General features: G+C 75.3%; 15 protein-coding genes and 1 tRNA gene. 8 read left to right on the top strand and 8 right to left on the bottom strand.

From position 1 onward, the window contains the following. Positions 1-62 precede the first annotated feature (62 nt). The 4 genes from sigK (at position 63) to ACFYPD_RS01125 (ending at position 3,712) form a co-directional block, all read left to right on the top strand. Positions 63-701 carry an ECF RNA polymerase sigma factor SigK gene (gene sigK / locus ACFYPD_RS01140; RefSeq protein WP_387107436.1) on the top strand — a complete coding sequence of 213 codons (639 nt, stop codon included), beginning with the start codon at positions 63-65 and terminating at the stop codon, positions 699-701. Then, the gene (locus ACFYPD_RS01135; RefSeq protein WP_387107434.1) at positions 698-1,435 is read left to right on the top strand and encodes an anti-sigma factor domain-containing protein; all 738 of its coding nucleotides are present in this window, start codon (positions 698-700) and stop codon (positions 1,433-1,435) included. Before sigK ends, ACFYPD_RS01135 begins: the two co-directional genes overlap by 4 nt. An 82-nt stretch (positions 1,436-1,517) precedes the next feature. After that, positions 1,518-2,153, top strand: a complete 636-nt coding sequence (locus ACFYPD_RS01130; protein ID WP_387107431.1) for a fasciclin domain-containing protein — start codon at positions 1,518-1,520, stop codon at positions 2,151-2,153. Between the two features lie 29 nt (positions 2,154-2,182). Continuing rightward, positions 2,183-3,712: a molybdopterin-dependent oxidoreductase gene (locus tag ACFYPD_RS01125; protein WP_387107428.1), complete on the top strand. Its 1,530-nt coding sequence runs from the start codon at positions 2,183-2,185 to the stop codon at positions 3,710-3,712. Between the two features lie 6 nt (positions 3,713-3,718). Here the strand turns inward: ACFYPD_RS01125 and ACFYPD_RS01120 are convergent, their stop codons facing one another. Beyond that, a complete protein-coding gene (locus ACFYPD_RS01120; protein ID WP_355353651.1) occupies positions 3,719-3,910 on the bottom strand; it encodes a DUF2795 domain-containing protein in 192 nt (63 codons plus the stop codon). A gap of 90 nt (positions 3,911-4,000) precedes the next feature. On the opposite strand from ACFYPD_RS01120, the gene ACFYPD_RS01115 reads away from it, so the two are divergent. Further along, positions 4,001-5,257: an erythromycin esterase family protein gene (locus ACFYPD_RS01115; RefSeq protein ID WP_387107425.1), complete on the top strand. Its 1,257-nt coding sequence runs from the start codon at positions 4,001-4,003 to the stop codon at positions 5,255-5,257. A gap of 19 nt (positions 5,258-5,276) precedes the next feature. Here the strand turns inward: ACFYPD_RS01115 and ACFYPD_RS01110 are convergent, their stop codons facing one another. The 3 genes from ACFYPD_RS01110 to ACFYPD_RS01100 all read right to left on the bottom strand — a co-directional run bounded on the left by ACFYPD_RS01110 (position 5,277) and on the right by ACFYPD_RS01100 (position 8,511). Further along, a complete protein-coding gene (locus ACFYPD_RS01110; protein ID WP_387107423.1) occupies positions 5,277-7,457 on the bottom strand; it encodes an MMPL family transporter in 2,181 nt (726 codons plus the stop codon). 32 nt (positions 7,458-7,489) lie between these two features. Next, positions 7,490-8,035 carry a TetR/AcrR family transcriptional regulator gene (locus tag ACFYPD_RS01105; protein WP_387107421.1) on the bottom strand — a complete coding sequence of 182 codons (546 nt, stop codon included), beginning with the start codon at positions 8,033-8,035 and terminating at the stop codon, positions 7,490-7,492. Positions 8,036-8,115: 80 nt separating this feature from the next. Then, complete coding sequence (locus ACFYPD_RS01100; protein ID WP_387107419.1) at positions 8,116-8,511, bottom strand: winged helix-turn-helix transcriptional regulator; 396 nt, start codon at positions 8,509-8,511, stop codon at positions 8,116-8,118. Positions 8,512-8,591: 80 nt separating this feature from the next. Between ACFYPD_RS01100 and ACFYPD_RS01095 the strand changes: the two genes are divergently transcribed. Then, a complete protein-coding gene (locus ACFYPD_RS01095; RefSeq protein WP_387107417.1) occupies positions 8,592-10,016 on the top strand; it encodes an MFS transporter in 1,425 nt (474 codons plus the stop codon). 75 nt (positions 10,017-10,091) lie between these two features. Here ACFYPD_RS01095 and ACFYPD_RS01090 read toward each other — a convergent pair whose 3' ends face one another. After that, a complete protein-coding gene (locus tag ACFYPD_RS01090) occupies positions 10,092-11,492 on the bottom strand; it encodes a PLP-dependent aminotransferase family protein (protein WP_387109098.1) in 1,401 nt (466 codons plus the stop codon). 53 nt (positions 11,493-11,545) lie between these two features. Here ACFYPD_RS01090 and ACFYPD_RS01085 point away from each other — a divergent pair, with 53 nt between their 5' ends. Together ACFYPD_RS01085 and ligD are read left to right on the top strand one after the other, a co-directional pair. Next, positions 11,546-12,319, top strand: a complete 774-nt coding sequence (locus tag ACFYPD_RS01085; RefSeq protein ID WP_387107415.1) for an isocitrate lyase/phosphoenolpyruvate mutase family protein — start codon at positions 11,546-11,548, stop codon at positions 12,317-12,319. A gap of 55 nt (positions 12,320-12,374) precedes the next feature. Further along, a complete protein-coding gene (gene ligD / locus ACFYPD_RS01080; protein ID WP_387107413.1) occupies positions 12,375-13,334 on the top strand; it encodes a non-homologous end-joining DNA ligase in 960 nt (319 codons plus the stop codon). Positions 13,335-13,378: 44 nt separating this feature from the next. Here ligD and ACFYPD_RS01075 read toward each other — a convergent pair. The 3 genes from ACFYPD_RS01075 to ACFYPD_RS01065 form a co-directional block, all read right to left on the bottom strand. Continuing rightward, positions 13,379-13,450: transfer RNA gene (locus ACFYPD_RS01075), tRNA-Arg, on the bottom strand. Between the two features lie 60 nt (positions 13,451-13,510). Beyond that, a complete protein-coding gene (locus tag ACFYPD_RS01070; protein WP_387109096.1) occupies positions 13,511-14,206 on the bottom strand; it encodes a winged helix-turn-helix domain-containing protein in 696 nt (231 codons plus the stop codon). A gap of 179 nt (positions 14,207-14,385) precedes the next feature. Then, entirely contained in the window at positions 14,386-15,060 is a 675-nt protein-coding gene (locus tag ACFYPD_RS01065; protein WP_387107412.1) for a DUF305 domain-containing protein, read from the bottom strand. Positions 15,061-15,067 lie beyond the last annotated feature (7 nt).

Here is a 15,067-nt window from a genome sequence, read left to right as displayed (position 1 = left end):
GGCGGTGGCGGCTCCGAATGCCTACCGTGCGGGCAGACGCGGCGGACGGAAGGCGGGACCGGATGACCCACGGCGAGATCGCCGCTGACCCATCGGGGGAGGGCCGGTCGCGGCTGCGCGCGGTGCCCGACGAGCCGGCCGCGGACCATCGGACGGAGGCCGACGCGCTGCTCCGGGCGGTGGCACGGGGTGAGGAGGCGGCCTTCGAGCGGCTCTACGGGATCGTCGCGCCGCGCGTACACGGGCTCGCCCGCCGGGTGCTGCGCGACCCCGCCCAGGCCGAGGAGGTCGCCCAGGAGGTGCTGGTCGAGGTGTGGCGGACCGCCGCCCGCTTCGACCCGGCCCGGGGCTCGGCCACCGCCTGGATCTTCACCATCGTGCACCGCCGGGCGGTGGACCGCGTCCGCGCCGAGCAGGCCGGCGCCGAGCGGGCCCGCAAGGTGGCCGCCGGTGCCGGGGAGACCCCGTACGACGAGGTGGCCGAGGAGGCGGCGGCGCGGTGGGAGCGTCAGCAGGTGCGCCACTGCCTGGACGCGCTGACCGCGGTGCAGCGGGAGGCGATCACCCTGGCCTACTACGGCGGGCACAGCTACCGCGAGGTGGCCGGCCTGCTGGAGACCGCCCTGCCGACCGTGAAGGCCCGGATGCGGGACGGGCTGATCCGTCTCCGCGACTGCCTGGGAGTGGAGCTGGCCCGATGACCGACATCCACGCCCTGGCCGGCGCGTACGTGCTCGACGCGGTGGACGACGTCGAGCGGGCCGCGTTCGTGCGGCACCTGAACGGCTGCGAGACCTGCACGCTGGAGGTGGCCGAGCTTCGCGAGGCGGCCGCCCGGCTCGCCGACCCGACCTGGTCCGTGCCCCCGCCCGCGCTGCGCGAGGCGGTGCTGGCGGAGATCCGGCGTACCCCGCAGGAGCGGCCGGGACGCGCGGGTCGGGACGGGCCGGTGGCGGCCCGGCGGTGGCGGCGCCGGCTGGCCGCCGCGGCCGCCGCCGCGGTGCTGGCCGGCGGCGCGGGCGCGGCCACGTGGACGGTCCAGGAGCAGCGGGTACGCGACGCGCGCAGCGAGACCGACGCGGCCCGGGACGAGGCGGGTCGGATCCGGGCGGTGCTGGCCGCCCCGGACGCGGTGGTCCGGACCGGCGCCGCCCCCGCCGGCGGGCGGGTCACCGTGGTGATCTCGGCCAGCCGGGACGAGGGCGTGGCGATGCTGGACGGGCTGGCCGCGCCGGCGGCGGGACGGGCCTACCAGCTCTGGCTGATCGAGGGGAGCACGGCCACCTCGGCCGGGGTGCTGCCGGCGGGCCGGGGTGGCGCCACGGTGCTGCTCGACGGGGTCCGCGGCAAGGGCTTCTTCGGGGTGACCGAGGAGCCGGCCGGCGGCTCGGCGAAGGCGACCACCGCCCCCCTGGTGGCGTTCGCCTTGACGTGATTTCCTTCCGGGCCGACCCATCCGGACGGCGGTGAGCGCCGAATCCCTTTCAGACAGTTCACGACATGAAGGGATTCAACCGATGCGCCCCATGAAGCTCACCGCCGTCGCCATCGCCGCCACGCTCGGCCTCGGCCTCGCCGCCTGCGGCGGGGACGGCGAGGGTGGCAGCGCCGCCCCGGCCAGCAGCGCCCCGATGACCGGCTCCGCGCCGGCCAGCAGCGCCCCCGCGATGGCCGACGGCCAGTTCGGGCCGGGCTGCGCCGCGGTGCCGACCGACGCGGCCGACCCGGGCAGCTTCGCCGCCATGGCGAAGGTGCCGGTGGCCACCGCGGCCTCCGGCAACCCGCTGCTCAGCACCCTGGTCTCCGCCGTCAAGCAGGCCGGCCTGGTCGACTCGCTGAACAGTGCCCAGGGCGTCACCGTCTTCGCGCCCACCAACGAGGCCTTCGGCAAGCTGCCCAAGGCCGACCTGGACAAGGTCCTCGCCGACAAGAAGCTGCTGGCCGACGTGCTGACCTACCACGTGGTGTCGGGCCGGCTCGGCCCCGACCAGCTCGCCGGCTCGCACAAGTCCCTCCAGGGCGCGGACGTCATGGTCGCCGGCAGCGGCACCGAGTTCACGGTCAACGGCGCGTCGATGGTCGTCTGCGGCAACGTGCAGACCGCCAACGCGACCGTCTACATCGTCGACTCCGTGCTGATGCCGAAGTCCTGACCGATCCCGGCCGGTGAGGGGAGGAACCGATGATCCGCCGCACCCTGGCGGCCGCCGGGACGGGGCTGCTCGCGACCGCCGCCGGGGTGGCGGTCGCGGAACTGCTCGCCACGGCCACCCGACCGCCGGCGGCACCCCTGGTCGCGGTCGGCGCCACCGTCGTGGACGGTGCGCCGGCCCCGGTCAAGGAGTGGGCCGTGCGCACCGTCGGCACGTACGACAAGCCGTTGTTGCTGGGCGGGATCGCCCTGGCGCTGGCGGTGCTGGCCGCCGTCGCCGGGGTCCTCGCCCGGCGGCGGCCGGCCTGGCGGCTGCTCGGTCCGGCGGTGCTCGGCGCGGTGGGCGCCGGCGCGGCGCTCACCCGTCCGGACGCCCGCCCGACCGACGTCCTCCCGGCCCTGGCCGGCGCGGCCGTCGCCGCCGCCCTGCTGCGTCGGCTCCCGCTTCCGGGCCTTTCCCGGGTCCGTCCGGCCCGGACGGCGGGGCCACCGGCGGACCCGTCCGGGCCGACGCGGCGGGTGCTGGTACGCAACGCGACGCTGGTGGCGCTCGGGACGGCGCTGGCCGGGGTCGGCACCGCGGTGCTCCGCCGGGCGAACGTGGCCGACGCGGCCCGGTCCCGGGCCGCCGTCCGGTTGCCCGCCCCGGCCTCGCCGGCCCGGCCGCTGCCCGCCGGAGCGGCCCCCGGGTTCCGCACCCCGACGGCGGAGTTCTACCGGGTCGACACGGCGCTCACCGTGCCCCGCCTGGACGTGGACTCCTGGCGGCTGCGGCTGCACGGCCTGGTGGCGCGCCCGGTCGAGCTGCGCTTCGCCGACCTGCTCGACCGCGGCCTGATCGAGCGCGACATCACGCTGAGCTGCGTGTCCAACGAGGTCGGTGGGCCGTACGTGGGCACCGCCCGCTGGCTCGGCACGCCGCTCGCCCCGCTGCTGCGGGCGGCCGGGATCCGGGCCGGGGCGGACCAGCTGGTGGCCCGCTCCAGCGAGGGGATGACCATCGGCACGCCGATCGCCACACTGCTGGACGGACGGGACGCCCTGCTCGCGGTGGGCATGAACGGGGAGCCGCTCACCTTCGAGCACGGCTTCCCGGTGCGGATGCTCACCCCGGGGCTGTACGGCTACGCGGGCGCCTGCAAGTGGGTCACCGAGCTGGAGGTGACCACTTTCGACGCGTTCGACGCCTACTGGGTACGGCGCGGCTGGGCCCGGGAGGCGCCGGTGCGGACGGCGTCCCGGATCGACCGGCCCGCGCCGTTCGCCCGGCCGGCCGCCGGCCCGGTCACCGTGGCCGGGGTCGCCTGGGCGCAGCACCGGGGCATCGGCGCGGTCGAGGTTTCCGTGGACGGCGGCCCCTGGCGCCCGGCCGACCTGCTGCCCACCGCCTCCACCGACACCTGGGTCCAGTGGCGGTACGCCTGGTCGGCTCCACCCGGCCCGCACAGCCTGCGGGTACGCGCCACCGACGGTGCCGGCGGGGTCCAGCCGGAACAGCGCCGCACGCCGTTCCCGGACGGCGCGACCGGCTGGCACACGATCAGCGTGACCGTGCGGTGACGGCGCTCAGACCAGCGTGTTGAGCGCCTCGCCCAGCTCGGCGGGGGTGTCGAACTCCTCCGCCGGCAACGCCTTGAGCATCTGCAGCATCTCGGTGCTGGCGCCGTTCTCCTGTCCCCAGCGGACCAGGTCCGCGCGGGAGACCGGGTAGTCGAGCCCGGCCAGGAACTCCTGCAACTGCACCCCGGTGACGGTCATGCCGGCGGGCTACCCGCTGCGCCGGGCACCATGCCCGCCGGCCCGGCCGCGCCGGCGGTTTGCCCGGACGGGTCCCGGGTAGCCGCTCCCATGCTGGTACAGCGGCTCGGCGCACCGAGCGACTTCGACCCGCTGCTGGAACGCGTCCGGGATGCGCGGATCGTGATGATCGGCGAGGCGACGCACGGCAGCTACGACTACTACCGGCTGCGCGAGCAACTGACCCGGCGGCTCATCGCCGAACAGGGTTTCGACTTCGTCGCGGTGGAGGGGGACTGGCCGGACTGCGACCGGGTGAACTGCTCGGTGGTGGGCGCACCGGGCGGACCGGCCGATCCGCAGACCGCGCTGGAAGGTTTCGAGCGCTGGCCGACCTGGATGTGGGCCAACGCCGAGGTGGCCCGGTTCTGCCGCTGGCTGCGGGCGTGGAACCTGGAACGCCCCGAGGGGGAGCGGGCCGGCTTCCACGGCCTGGACGTCTACAGCCTCTGGGAGTCGATGCAGGCCATCTTCGACTACCTGGGCGAGGAGGAGCCGGCCTCGCTGGAGGCGGCGCAGGAGGCGTACCGGTGCTTCGAGCCGTACGGCAAGCGGGTCGAGGACTACGGGACGGCCAGCCGGTTCGTCTCGGCCCGGTGCGAGGAGGAAGTGGTCCGGCTGCTGGCGCGTACCCGGGAACAGGCCGCCGCGGACGGCGCGGACCGCTTCGCGGCCTGGCAGAACGCGGAGGTGGTGGCCGGCGCGGAGCGCTACTACCGGGCCATGGTGGGCGGCGGCCCGGAGTCCTGGAACATCCGCGACATCCACATGGCCGACACGCTGGACCGGCTGCTCGACCGCTACGGCCCGCAGGCGCGCGGGATCGTCTGGGCCCACAACACCCACGTCGGCGACGCTCGCGCCACCGACATGGCGGCGGACGGGTTGGTGAACATCGGCCAGCTCGGCCGGGAACGGCACGGCCGGGACGCGGTGGTGCTGGTCGGCTTCGGCAGCCACCGGGGGACGGTGGTCGCCGCGCCGCGCTGGGGTTCGCCGGCCGAGGCGATGGTGGTGCCGCCAGCCCGGGAGGGCTCGGTGGAACGGCGGCTGCACGAGCTGATGCCGGAGCGGGCGGTGCTGGTCTTCGGCGGCGAGGACCAGCCGGAGTGGGTGACCGAGGCGGCCGACCACCGGGCCATCGGGGTGGTCTACGACCCGAGCTTCGAGTCCTGGGGCAACTACGTGCCGACCCGGCTGGGCGAGCGCTACGACGCGTTCATCTGGTGCGACGAGGCGACCGCGCTGCACCCGCTGCCGGCGCTGGCCACCCCGGGCGAGATGGAGACCTACCCGGCCGGCGTCTGACCGGCCGGGCAGGTCCGCGTCACACCTGGGCGGGTTCGCGCTCAGCGAGGTGGGCGCGCAGGCCCTCGCCCTCAACGTCCACGTTGGGCAGGAGCTTGCCGAGCCAGCGCGGGAGCCACCAGGCGGCGTTGTCGAGCAGCGACATCACCGCCGGGACGATGGTCATCCGGACCACGAACGCGTCGATGGCGACACCGATCGCGAGCGCGAAGCCCATCGACTTGATGACCGGGTCGTCCAGGAAGACGAAGCCACCGAACACCGAGATCATGATCAGCGCGGCGGCGGTGACCACCCGGGCGCCGTGGCCCATCCCGTTGATGGTGGCCTGCCGGGCGGTGTCGCCGTGCACGAAGTCCTCGCGCATCCGGGAGACCAGGAAGACCTCGTAGTCCATGGCCAGGCCGAACAGGATGCCGATGAGCAGGATCGGCAGGAAGCTGACCAGCGGGCCCGGCGTGTCCAGCCCGACCAGGTCGGCCAGGTGGCCCTGCTGGAAGACCGCGACCGTGATGCCGAAGGTGGCCGCCACGGTGAGCAGGAAGCCCAGCGCCGCCTTCACCGGCACCAGGATCGACCGGAACACCAGCATGAGCAGCAGCACCGACAGGCCCACCACCAGCAGCAGGTAGACCGGGAGCGCGTCGGAGAGCTTCTCCGACACGTCGATGCCGATGGCGGTGACGCCGGTCAGCAGCACGTCGGCGTTCTGGATGCCGTCGACCTGCGCGCGGATGTCGTGCACCAGTGTTTCGGTGGCCGCGTCGGTCGGCCCGGTCTTCGGGATCACCCCGAGCAGCGCGGTGCGGCCGGTCTGGTCGAGCTGCGGTGGGGCCACCGCCAGCACCCCGTCGGTCTTCTGGATCAGCGCGGTGACCTGCGGCACGGCGGCCTGGGTGGCCTGCGGCGAGTCGGCGGTGACGACCACCGCGAGCCGGCCCGTGAAGCCCTCACCGAAGCCCTCCCGGATCAGGTCGTTGCCGACCCGGGCCGGAGTGCCCTCGGCGGCGGTGGCCGCGTCCGGCAGAGCGAGCCGCATGTCCTGGGCGGGGATGGCGAGCAGGCCGAGGCCGAGCAGGCCGACCAGGATGACCGGGATGCGCAGCCGGGTCACCCAGTGCGCCCAGCGGAACCCGAAGCCCGATCGGTCCTCCGTGCCGGTGGCCGGGGACGCCACGGCGTCCCGTCCGCGCAGCTTGCGGGGGAGCACCTTGCGGCCGGCGAAGCCGAGCAGGGCCGGGGCCAGCGTGATGGCCACCAGCACGGCCACGGTGACGGTGCCGGCGGCGGCCAGGCCCATCACGGTGAGGAACGGAATGCCCACGACGGCCAGGCCGGCGAGCGCGACCACCACGGTGGCGCCGGCGAAAGCCACGGCGGAGCCGGCCGTGCCGACCGCCCGGCCGACCGCCTCCTCGGGGGAGAGGCCGTCGAGCAGGTTCTGCCGGTGCCGGGAGGTGATGAAGAGCGAGTAGTCGATGCCGACCGCGAGGCCGAGCATCAGGGCCAGGATCGGCGCCGTGCTGGTCAGCTCGACCGCGCCGCTGAGCGCGTACAGGCCGGCCATGCCGACGCCGACGCCGATCAGCGCGTTCAGCATGGTCATCCCGGCCGCGACGAGCGAGCCGAAGGTGACGATCAGGACGATCGCCGCGACCAGCACGCCGAGCACCTCGGTGGAGCCGACCTCCGGCTCGGCGTTCAGCACCTCGCCGCCGGGGGCGATCTGCCAGCCCTGCGCCTCGGCCTGCGCGCCGACCTTCTCGTACGCGTCGCGCTGGGCGTCGGTCACGTCGTCGGCCCGGCCCTGAAACTGCACCTGGATCAGCGCGAACCGACCGTCCGGGGTGAGCGCCTGCGCCTGGTACGGGTCGACCGCGCCGACCACCCCGGGCAGCGTGGCCGCCTCCTGGGTGACCTGCTTGACGACCGCCTGCCCCTCGGGTGTGGTGAGCTGGCCGGCCCGGGGCGCCTTGACCGCGATGGTGCCGGTGGCGCCGCTGGCCGCCGGGAACCGGTCGGCGAGCAGGTCGATCGCCTTCTGCGACTCGGTGCCCGGCATGGTGAAGTTGCTCGCCGTCGGGCCCTTCAGGGTGGCCGCGGCGAGGCCGAGGCCGACGAGTACGACGAGCCACCCGACGGCGACGAGTCGCCGTCGGCGCAACGATGCCCGGCCGAGCCGGTACAGCAGGGTCGCCATGGGTTTCCTTGTCCTCGGGGTCGGAACGGGGATCAGGTGACGGGTTCGAGGGCCCGCCGGACCACGGCCAGCAGGGCGGGCCGCAGTTCGTCGTCGGGGATGTCGATGAACTCGGCGCACGTCTCGGCGATGCCGGCGAGCACCACGAGCGCGGCGATCCGTGCGGAGGGCCGGTCGGAGTGGCCGGCGAAGGCCGCGACGAGCCGTTCGGAGATCTGCTGGATGTGCGCGAACGCGGGCTGCTGGAGCAGGTCGGGGAACTCGCCCCGGAGCAGCGCGATCTGCCGCCGGCAGCGCACCGCCAGGTCGACGAAGCCTTCGCCGGCGACCTCCTGCGCGGCCGCGCCGGTGGTGCCGGCGAGGCGGGCGTCGAGCGCCTCCAGCACCGCGATGGCGGGCGCCATCAGCTCACCGAGCAGCGCTTCCTTGTTGGCGAAGTGGTAGAGCACGGTCGCCTTCGAGCAGCCCACCGCACGGGCGATGTCCTGGAGCGAGGTGCCCTTGTAGCCGGTGACGGCGAAGCGTCGCGCCGCCGCCGCGAGGATCTCGCCGTGGGTCTCCGGTACCGCTCGTGCCATGCCCTCCAGCATGCCTGACCGATCGGTCAGGACCTGACCGATCGGTCAGGCGGATGGGGTGGCGTTCGTCACAGCGGCGCTCAGCCGACCGGCGCCCCGTGCTCCCGGTCGTACGCCGCCCGCGCCGCGCTGATCCCCTCGCGGTGCCGTTCCGCCCAGCGGGTGAGCGCCACCAGCGACTCGTAGAGCTCCTGTGCCATCGGGGTGGCGGTGTACTCGACCCGGGGCGGCACGGTGGGGTGGACGCGCCGGTGCAGCAGGCCGTCCCGCTCCAGGTTGCGCAGGGTCAGCGTGAGCATCCGCCGGCTGATCCCCTCCACCTGGCGCTCCAGCTCCGTGAAGCGGATCGGGCCCTGCGAGGCGGCGATCAGGATGCCGATGCTCCACTTGCCGCCGACCCGGTCCAGCGCCTCCCGCACGGTGCAGGCCCGCGCCTGCTCGGCCTGGACGGACACACACCTGTTCCCCTGGGACATCAAAGTGCCTCCTTCCGCTCCGCCTCATGGTCACAGACGATGGCCTCAGTAACAAACCGTGCACCAAGGAGGCGCTCCCAATGACGGGGACCAACCGCTGGCCCGCGCTGCTCGTGCTCAGCGCCGGCAGCCTGATGATCATCCTGGACGGCAGCATCGTCGCCGTGGCACTGCCGGCCGTCCAGGCCGACCTCGGCTTCCCGGCCGCCGGACTGGCCTGGGTGGTGAACGCTTACCTGGTCGCCTTCGGCGGGCTGCTGCTCCTGGCCGGGCGGCTGGGCGACCTGCTCGGCCGGCGGCAGGTCTTCCTGGCCGGGGTAGCCCTGTTCGCCCTCGCCTCGCTGCTCTGCGCGGCCGCCACCGGCCCGGGCACCCTGGTCGCCGCCCGGTTCGCGCAGGGCGTCGGAGGTGCGCTCACCACCGCGGTCAGCCTCGGCATGATCGTCCGGATCTTCCCCGAGCCGGCCGAGCGGGCCCGCGCCATCGCCGTGTTCAGCTTCACCGGCGCGGCCGGCGCCTCGCTCGGACTGCTGGTCGGGGGAGTCCTGACCGACCTGGCCGGCTGGCGGTCGATCTTCCTGATCAACCTGCCCGTCGGCCTGGCGATCGTGGCCGGCGCCGTACGGCTGATCGCGCCGGACCGCGGCGTCGGGCTGCGGGCCGGGCTGGACCTGCTCGGCGCCGTGCTGGCCACCGCCGGGCTGATGGCCGCGGTGCTGGCCATCGTGGGCGCCGGCGAACACGGCTGGGCTTCGCCACGCACCCTCGGCGCGGGCGCGCTCGCCGCGGCGCTGCTCGCCGGCTTCGCCGCCCGGCAGCGGCGCGCCGCCACCCCGCTGCTGCCGCCCCGGGTGCTGCGCGCGCCCGGCCTGGTCGCCGCCAACGCCACCCAGTTCCTCATGGTGGCCGCCTACTTCGGCTTCCAGTTCCTGCTCGCCCTGCACCTGCAACTCGTCCTCGGGCTGGACCCGGCCGCCACCGGCTTCGCCTTCCTGCCCACCCCGCTCGCGATCGCGGCCGTCTCGCTGGGGCTGGCCGGGCGGCTGGTGGCCCGGTTCGGCGCCCGGACCGTGCTGGTCGGCGGGCTGGCGCTCGCCGTGGCCGGGTTCCTGCTGCTGGCCCGCCTCCCGGTGGACGCCCGCTACGCCGCCGACGTGCTGCCCGCGCTGCTGGTCTTCGGCGTCGCGGGCGGGCTCACCCTGCCGGCGGTCACCACCCTGGCCATGGCCGGGGCGGAGCCCGCCGACGCCGGGCTCGCCTCCGGGCTGGCCAACACCACCCAGCAGGTCGGCGGGGCGCTCGGGCTGGCCGTGCTGGCCACCCTGGCGGCGAGCCGCACCGATGCGCTGCGCGCCGCCGGCACCGACCAGGTCGCCGCCCTCGCCCTCGGCTACCGGTCCGCCTTCGCGGTCGCCGCCGCCCTGGTGGCCGCGGCCCTCCTGGTCGCCCTCCTCACCACCCGCCGCCTCACCCCCGCCGTCCCTGAGCCCAGCCCGGCCCGCTGACCCCGACAAGCCGCAGCGATCGTGGCGACTGCCGGCGGACAGTCGCCACGATCGTGTGGGGCGGGCGCCGAACGGTCAGGCGTTCAGGTCGTGCAGCACCTCGGCCAGCAGGTCCACGGCGGCCGGATAGGCGTGCGCCGGCGGGCGGGCGTAGCCGACCACCAGGCCGGGCCGGCCACTCTCCGGGTGGTGCCGGTGCATCGCCAGCCCGCCGACGGCGAGCCCGCGCGCGGCGGCCGCGGCCAGCACCGCCGCCTCGGCCGGGCCGTCCGGCCGCAGGTGGACGGTGGCGTGCAGCCCGGCCGCCACCCCGTCGAGCGCCGACCGGCGGCCCAGCCGGTCCAGCAGCAGGTCCCGCCGCTGCCGGTAGCGGCGCCGGACGGTGCGGACCTGCCGGTCGTAGCCGTGGCCGTCGATCAGCTCGGCGAGCGCGAGCTGGCCGATCGTCTCGCTGTGCAGGTCCAGGTGGCGCTTGGCCTCCACCACCGGCTCCACCAGCCGCGCCGGCAGCACCAGCCAGGCCAGCCGCAGCGCCGGCGCGAGCGTCTTCGCCGCCGTGCCCACGTATGCGACCTGCTCCGGGGCGGTGCCCTGGACCGCGCCGACGGGCTGCCGGTCGTAGCGGAACTCGCCGTCGTAGTCGTCCTCGATCACCAGGCCGCCGGTGGCCCGGGCCCACTCCGCCAGTGCGTAACGGCGCGCGGGGTGCAGGGTCACCCCGGTGGGGAACTGGTGCGCCGGGGTCACCACGGCGGCCCCGACCCGGGCCAGCGACCCGGCGCCGAGCAGGTCGGTGCGCGCGCCGAGCCCGTCCACCGGCAGCGGCAGCACGGTGCCGCCGTGCCGGTGGACCACCTCCCGGTGGAAGGCCAGCCCCGGGTCCTCCATGGCCAGTGTCGGCGTGCCCGCGTCCCGGAGCACGCCGGTGAGCAGCACCAGGGCCTGCACGTAGCCGGTGGTGATGACGATCCGTTCCGGGTCGGCCAGCACGCCCCGGGCCCGTCCCAGGTAGCCGGCGAGCGCCCGGCGCAGCTCCGGCCGGCCGCGCGGGTCGCCGTAGCCGTACGCCTCGGCGGGGGCGACGGCCAGCGCCCGCCGGGTGGCCCGCAGCCAGGCGGTGACCGGGAAGAGCCCGACGTCGGGGCTGCCGGGGCGCAGGTCGTACCGGAAGGTCGGGGGCCCGGGCGGCGGCGCGGCCGGCGGCGGCACGGCCCCGGGCAGCGCGCTCACCTGCGTGCCCGCGCCGATCCGGGCGACCAGCCAGCCCTCGGCGACCAGCTGGTCGTAGGCGGCGCTCACGGTGCCCCGGGACAGGCCCAGCTCGGCGGCGAGGGTGCGGGTGGCCGGCAGCCGGGTGGCCGGGGGGAGCCGGCCGTCGCGGATGGCGTCCCGCAGCGCCCGTTCCAGCCCGGCCCGCCGGCCACCGGTGGTGTCCAGCTCCAGGTGCAGGTCGACGCCGAGATCGGCCCAGTCCATCGGCACGGAATTGGAGCTTACGGGTGGACCGCGGGCCGGACGAGACTCACCGCATGACCGAGCTGAGCCGACGGGCCGCCGCGCTGCGCGCGGGGCACCGCCCCGGGGACCCGCTGATCCTGCCGAACGCCTGGGACCCGGGGTCCGCCCGGGCCGTGGTCGCGGCGGGCTTCCCGGCCGTCGCCACCAGCAGCGCCGCGGTCGCCGAGGCGCTGGGCCACGCCGACGGCGAGGCCACGCCGGTGGCCGAGATGTTCGCCGCGGTCGCCCGGATCGCCGCCGCGGTGCCGGTCCCGGTCACCGCCGACCTGGAGCGGGGGTACGGGCTGCGCCCGGCCGAGCTGGTCGAGCGGCTGCTGGCCGCCGGGGCGGTGGGTGCCAACATCGAGGACTCCGACCCGCGTACCGGGGAACTGCGCGACGTCGAGGAGCAGGCCGAGCTGCTGGCCGGGATCCGGGCGGCCGCCGAGGCTGCCGGCGTCGACCTGGTGCTCAACGCCCGGGTCGACGTGCACCTGCGGGCGTACGGGCCGGAGCGGGGGCGGCTCGCCGAGGCGGTGCGCCGGGCCCGCCGCTACCGGGCGGCCGGGGCGGACAGCGTCTACCCGATCCTGCTGGCCGACCCGGCGCGGATCCGCGACCTCGTCGCCGAGGTGGACGCCCCGGTCAACATCCTGGCCCGGCCCGGCGCCCCCGCCCCGGCGGAGCTGGCCGCCCTCGGCGTGGCCCGGATCAGCTTCGGCTCCGGCGTGTACGCGGCCGCCCGCGCCCGCGCCGCCGAACTGCTCGCCACCGTGCGGGCCGGCGGCGACCCGTTCGGTTCCTGACCCGCTCCGCCGCGTCGGGGTCGCCGGATGCCGGCCGGGACGGCAGGATGGGCGGATGGGCGCCGCTGACGAGACCCGGGCCGGGGTGTCACTGACCAACCTGGACCAGCCGCTGTTCGACGGGGCCGGGGCCACCAAGCGCGACCTGGTCGACTACCTGGACGCCGTCCACGAGCGGATCCTCCCCGGGCTGCGGGACCGGCCGCTGTCGGTGGTCCGGGTGCGGCCCGGGCAGGACCCGTTCATGCAGAAGAACCTGCCGAAGTACACGCCGGACTGGGTGCGCCGCGCCTCGGTCTGGGCGGAGGCCTCGCACCGCACCATCTCGTACGCCCTCTGCGACGACCGCCGGACGCTGCTCTGGTTCGCCAACCAGCGGGCCGTCGAGTACCACCCGACGCTGGGCCACGCCGGTCACCCCGAGCACCCCACCCACCTGGTGCTCGACCTGGACCCGCCGCCGGGCGACTCGTTCGGCGCGGCGGTCCGCACCGCACTGCTGGTCCGGCAGGCCCTCACGGACACCGGGCTGGCCGGGGCGGTGAAGACCAGCGGGGCGAAGGGCCTGCACGTGATCGTGCCGGTGGACCCGGCGACCACCGCCGAGGAGGCGGCCGCGGCGACCCGGGCCCTCGCCGCCCGCGCCGAGCGGCTCGACCCGGCGCTGGCCACCACCGCCTTCATCGTCGAGGACCGGGGCGGCCGGGTCTTCGTCGACTCCACCCGGTCGTACGGGGCGACCGTGGTGGCCGCCTACAGCCCGCGCATCCGGCCCGGCACGCCGGTGTCGTACCCGGTCGGCTGGGCCGACGTCGAGGCGGCGACCCCGGCCGACTTCACCGTGAAGACGGTGCCGGGGCTGCTCGGCGACCGGGACCCGTGGGCGGAGGCGCTGCCCGCGCCACAGCGGCTGCCGGAGGAACTCATCGCCGAGGGGCGCAGCATCCCGGTGGCCCGCGTGCAGGCCATGCACGAGGGCAAGCGCCGCGCGAAGGCCCGCCGGGAAGCCGGCTGACCAGCGAAAAAGCCCGGGCCAGCGGCCCGGGCTCTTCGTGTCTGTGCCCCCGGCAGGATTCGAACCTGCGCCCCCGCCTCCGGAGGGCGGTGCTCTATCCCCTGAGCTACGGGGGCTCAGCGACCCGAGAAGAGTAGCAAACCCCTTTCCGGATCACCGAATCGGCACCCGGCGGGTCAGGCGGCGGCGACGGGGCGGCCGCAGCTCGGCAGCGGGTGGAGGACGATGCGGCGCGGCAGGCGGCGGGGCCACTCGTTGCGGGGCCAGGAGCCGTCGACGATCAGGTGCACCGTGCGCTCCTCGGCGCCGCTGAGCCGCAGCACGAAGTCGCGGGGGAGCGGCGGGTCGACCGTGGGAGTCGTGATCATGAAACGCACCCGGCCGCGGGACGAGACCGCGGAGATCACGTCGGCCGCCGGCATGGTGCCGCGCAGGCGTACGCGGCCGATCCAGTAGACCTCCGCGGCGTGCTCCTGGGCGGCCCGCGTGATCGACGGGTACTCGCTGCGCACCCAGCGCTCGACCGCGCCGACGCAGAGCCCGCAGGCCCGTTCGCGGGGCTCCCGCGGACCCAACCCCCAGGCCCGCAGGTACGCCCCGACCGTGCCGGCGTCCATGGTCAGCTCGAACTGGCGCTCGATGAGGGTGGTGAGGCTCTGTCGCGTCCAGAGCTCCTCGTCCAGGCCGAACTCGTCGGGGTGGACGCCCCGGAGCATGTCGATCAGTTCGAGTTCCTGTTCGCGGCTGAGCGTTCCCGGCTCGCCCTGCCGCAGTCCGCGACGGACGGCTGCCACCGCCCCGTCACCGCCGATGGTGTGGCGTCGGCACCAGCTGGTCACCGACCGCCCTGCGTCTCTGAGTGCAACCCCCACGTCCTGCGCAACGAGCCCGAATCGCAACTGGTCACGATATGTGTGGAGAAAACTCTCCAAGCAGTGCAATGGGTTGTACAACCCAAACCGTTATAAACCGGCATAAGGTGCGCTATCTGGTCCGAGCTACGCGAAGGGCCCGCGTCGTGCACGACGCGGGCCCTACTGACGTGTGCGTGTTACAGGGTGCCGCCCAGGCGCTTGAGCGCCGCCGAGAGGTTGGTCAGGTCGTTCTGCTGGGTGTTCTTCATGACCTGGGCGACCTTCAGCACGTCGTCGTCGTGCCCCTGGTCGAGGATCCCGTCGATCATGTGCACCCCGCCGACGTGGTGCCGGATCATCATCTGCAGGAAGAGCACGTCGAACTCACGCCCGGTCGCGGCTCGCAGCTTCGCCATCTCCTCCGGCGTGGCCATGCCCGGCATCAGGCCGTTCTTCACCAGCCCGGGGCCGTCCGACATCCAGGCCATCGGCGCCTGGTCGCCGGTCGGGTCCAGCTTCCAGGAGCGCAGCCAGGTCTGCATGGTGCCGATCTCGCCCTGCTGCCCGGTGGCGATGTCGCCGCCGATCTGGCGTACCTCCGGGTCCTGGCCCTGCCGGAACGCCAACAGCCCCATCGCCACCGCCTGCGCGTGATGGGCGGTCATGTCCCGGGCGAAGCCGGCCTCCGCCGAGCTGTCGCCGGGACGGGTGAGCGTCGGGGTGAGCAGGCCGCCCGCGTACCCGAGCAGGAGACCGACCACGACGGCGGCGGCGAGGGCCAGGACGCCGAAGCGCCGCGCGGCCCCCCGGTCACCGGCGTCGGTGACCGGGGCCTCGTCGAGGTCGGTGTCCGTGGTCGGGACAGCGGTCATCGCGGCG

The organism is Micromonospora sp. NPDC005299, assembly GCF_042872345.1.
In the GTDB taxonomy this organism is placed as follows: Bacteria; Actinomycetota; Actinomycetes; order Mycobacteriales; family Micromonosporaceae; genus Micromonospora.
The sequence above is the reverse complement of the archived record's forward strand: the minus strand, read 5'-3'. Positions and strand labels throughout refer to the sequence as shown.

What these genes read in the sequence shown, in the direction of transcription:
- sigK (WP_387107436.1), top strand. Translation starts at nt 63, where the DNA reads ATGACCCACGGCGAGATCGCCGCTGACCCATCGGGGGAGGGCCGGTCG.
- ACFYPD_RS01135 (WP_387107434.1), top strand. Translation starts at nt 698, where the DNA reads ATGACCGACATCCACGCCCTGGCCGGCGCGTACGTGCTCGACGCGGTG.
- ACFYPD_RS01130 (WP_387107431.1), top strand. Translation starts at nt 1,518, where the DNA reads ATGCGCCCCATGAAGCTCACCGCCGTCGCCATCGCCGCCACGCTCGGC.
- ACFYPD_RS01125 (WP_387107428.1), top strand. Translation starts at nt 2,183, where the DNA reads ATGATCCGCCGCACCCTGGCGGCCGCCGGGACGGGGCTGCTCGCGACC.
- ACFYPD_RS01120 (WP_355353651.1), bottom strand. Translation starts at nt 3,910, where the DNA reads ATGACCGTCACCGGGGTGCAGTTGCAGGAGTTCCTGGCCGGGCTCGAC.
- ACFYPD_RS01115 (WP_387107425.1), top strand. Translation starts at nt 4,001, where the DNA reads ATGCTGGTACAGCGGCTCGGCGCACCGAGCGACTTCGACCCGCTGCTG.
- ACFYPD_RS01110 (WP_387107423.1), bottom strand. Translation starts at nt 7,457, where the DNA reads ATGGCGACCCTGCTGTACCGGCTCGGCCGGGCATCGTTGCGCCGACGG.
- ACFYPD_RS01105 (WP_387107421.1), bottom strand. Translation starts at nt 8,035, where the DNA reads ATGGCACGAGCGGTACCGGAGACCCACGGCGAGATCCTCGCGGCGGCG.
- ACFYPD_RS01100 (WP_387107419.1), bottom strand. Translation starts at nt 8,511, where the DNA reads ATGTCCCAGGGGAACAGGTGTGTGTCCGTCCAGGCCGAGCAGGCGCGG.
- ACFYPD_RS01095 (WP_387107417.1), top strand. Translation starts at nt 8,592, where the DNA reads ATGACGGGGACCAACCGCTGGCCCGCGCTGCTCGTGCTCAGCGCCGGC.
- ACFYPD_RS01090 (WP_387109098.1), bottom strand. Translation starts at nt 11,492, where the DNA reads ATGGACTGGGCCGATCTCGGCGTCGACCTGCACCTGGAGCTGGACACC.
- ACFYPD_RS01085 (WP_387107415.1), top strand. Translation starts at nt 11,546, where the DNA reads ATGACCGAGCTGAGCCGACGGGCCGCCGCGCTGCGCGCGGGGCACCGC.
- ligD (WP_387107413.1), top strand. Translation starts at nt 12,375, where the DNA reads ATGGGCGCCGCTGACGAGACCCGGGCCGGGGTGTCACTGACCAACCTG.
- ACFYPD_RS01065 (WP_387107412.1), bottom strand. Translation starts at nt 15,060, where the DNA reads ATGACCGCTGTCCCGACCACGGACACCGACCTCGACGAGGCCCCGGTC.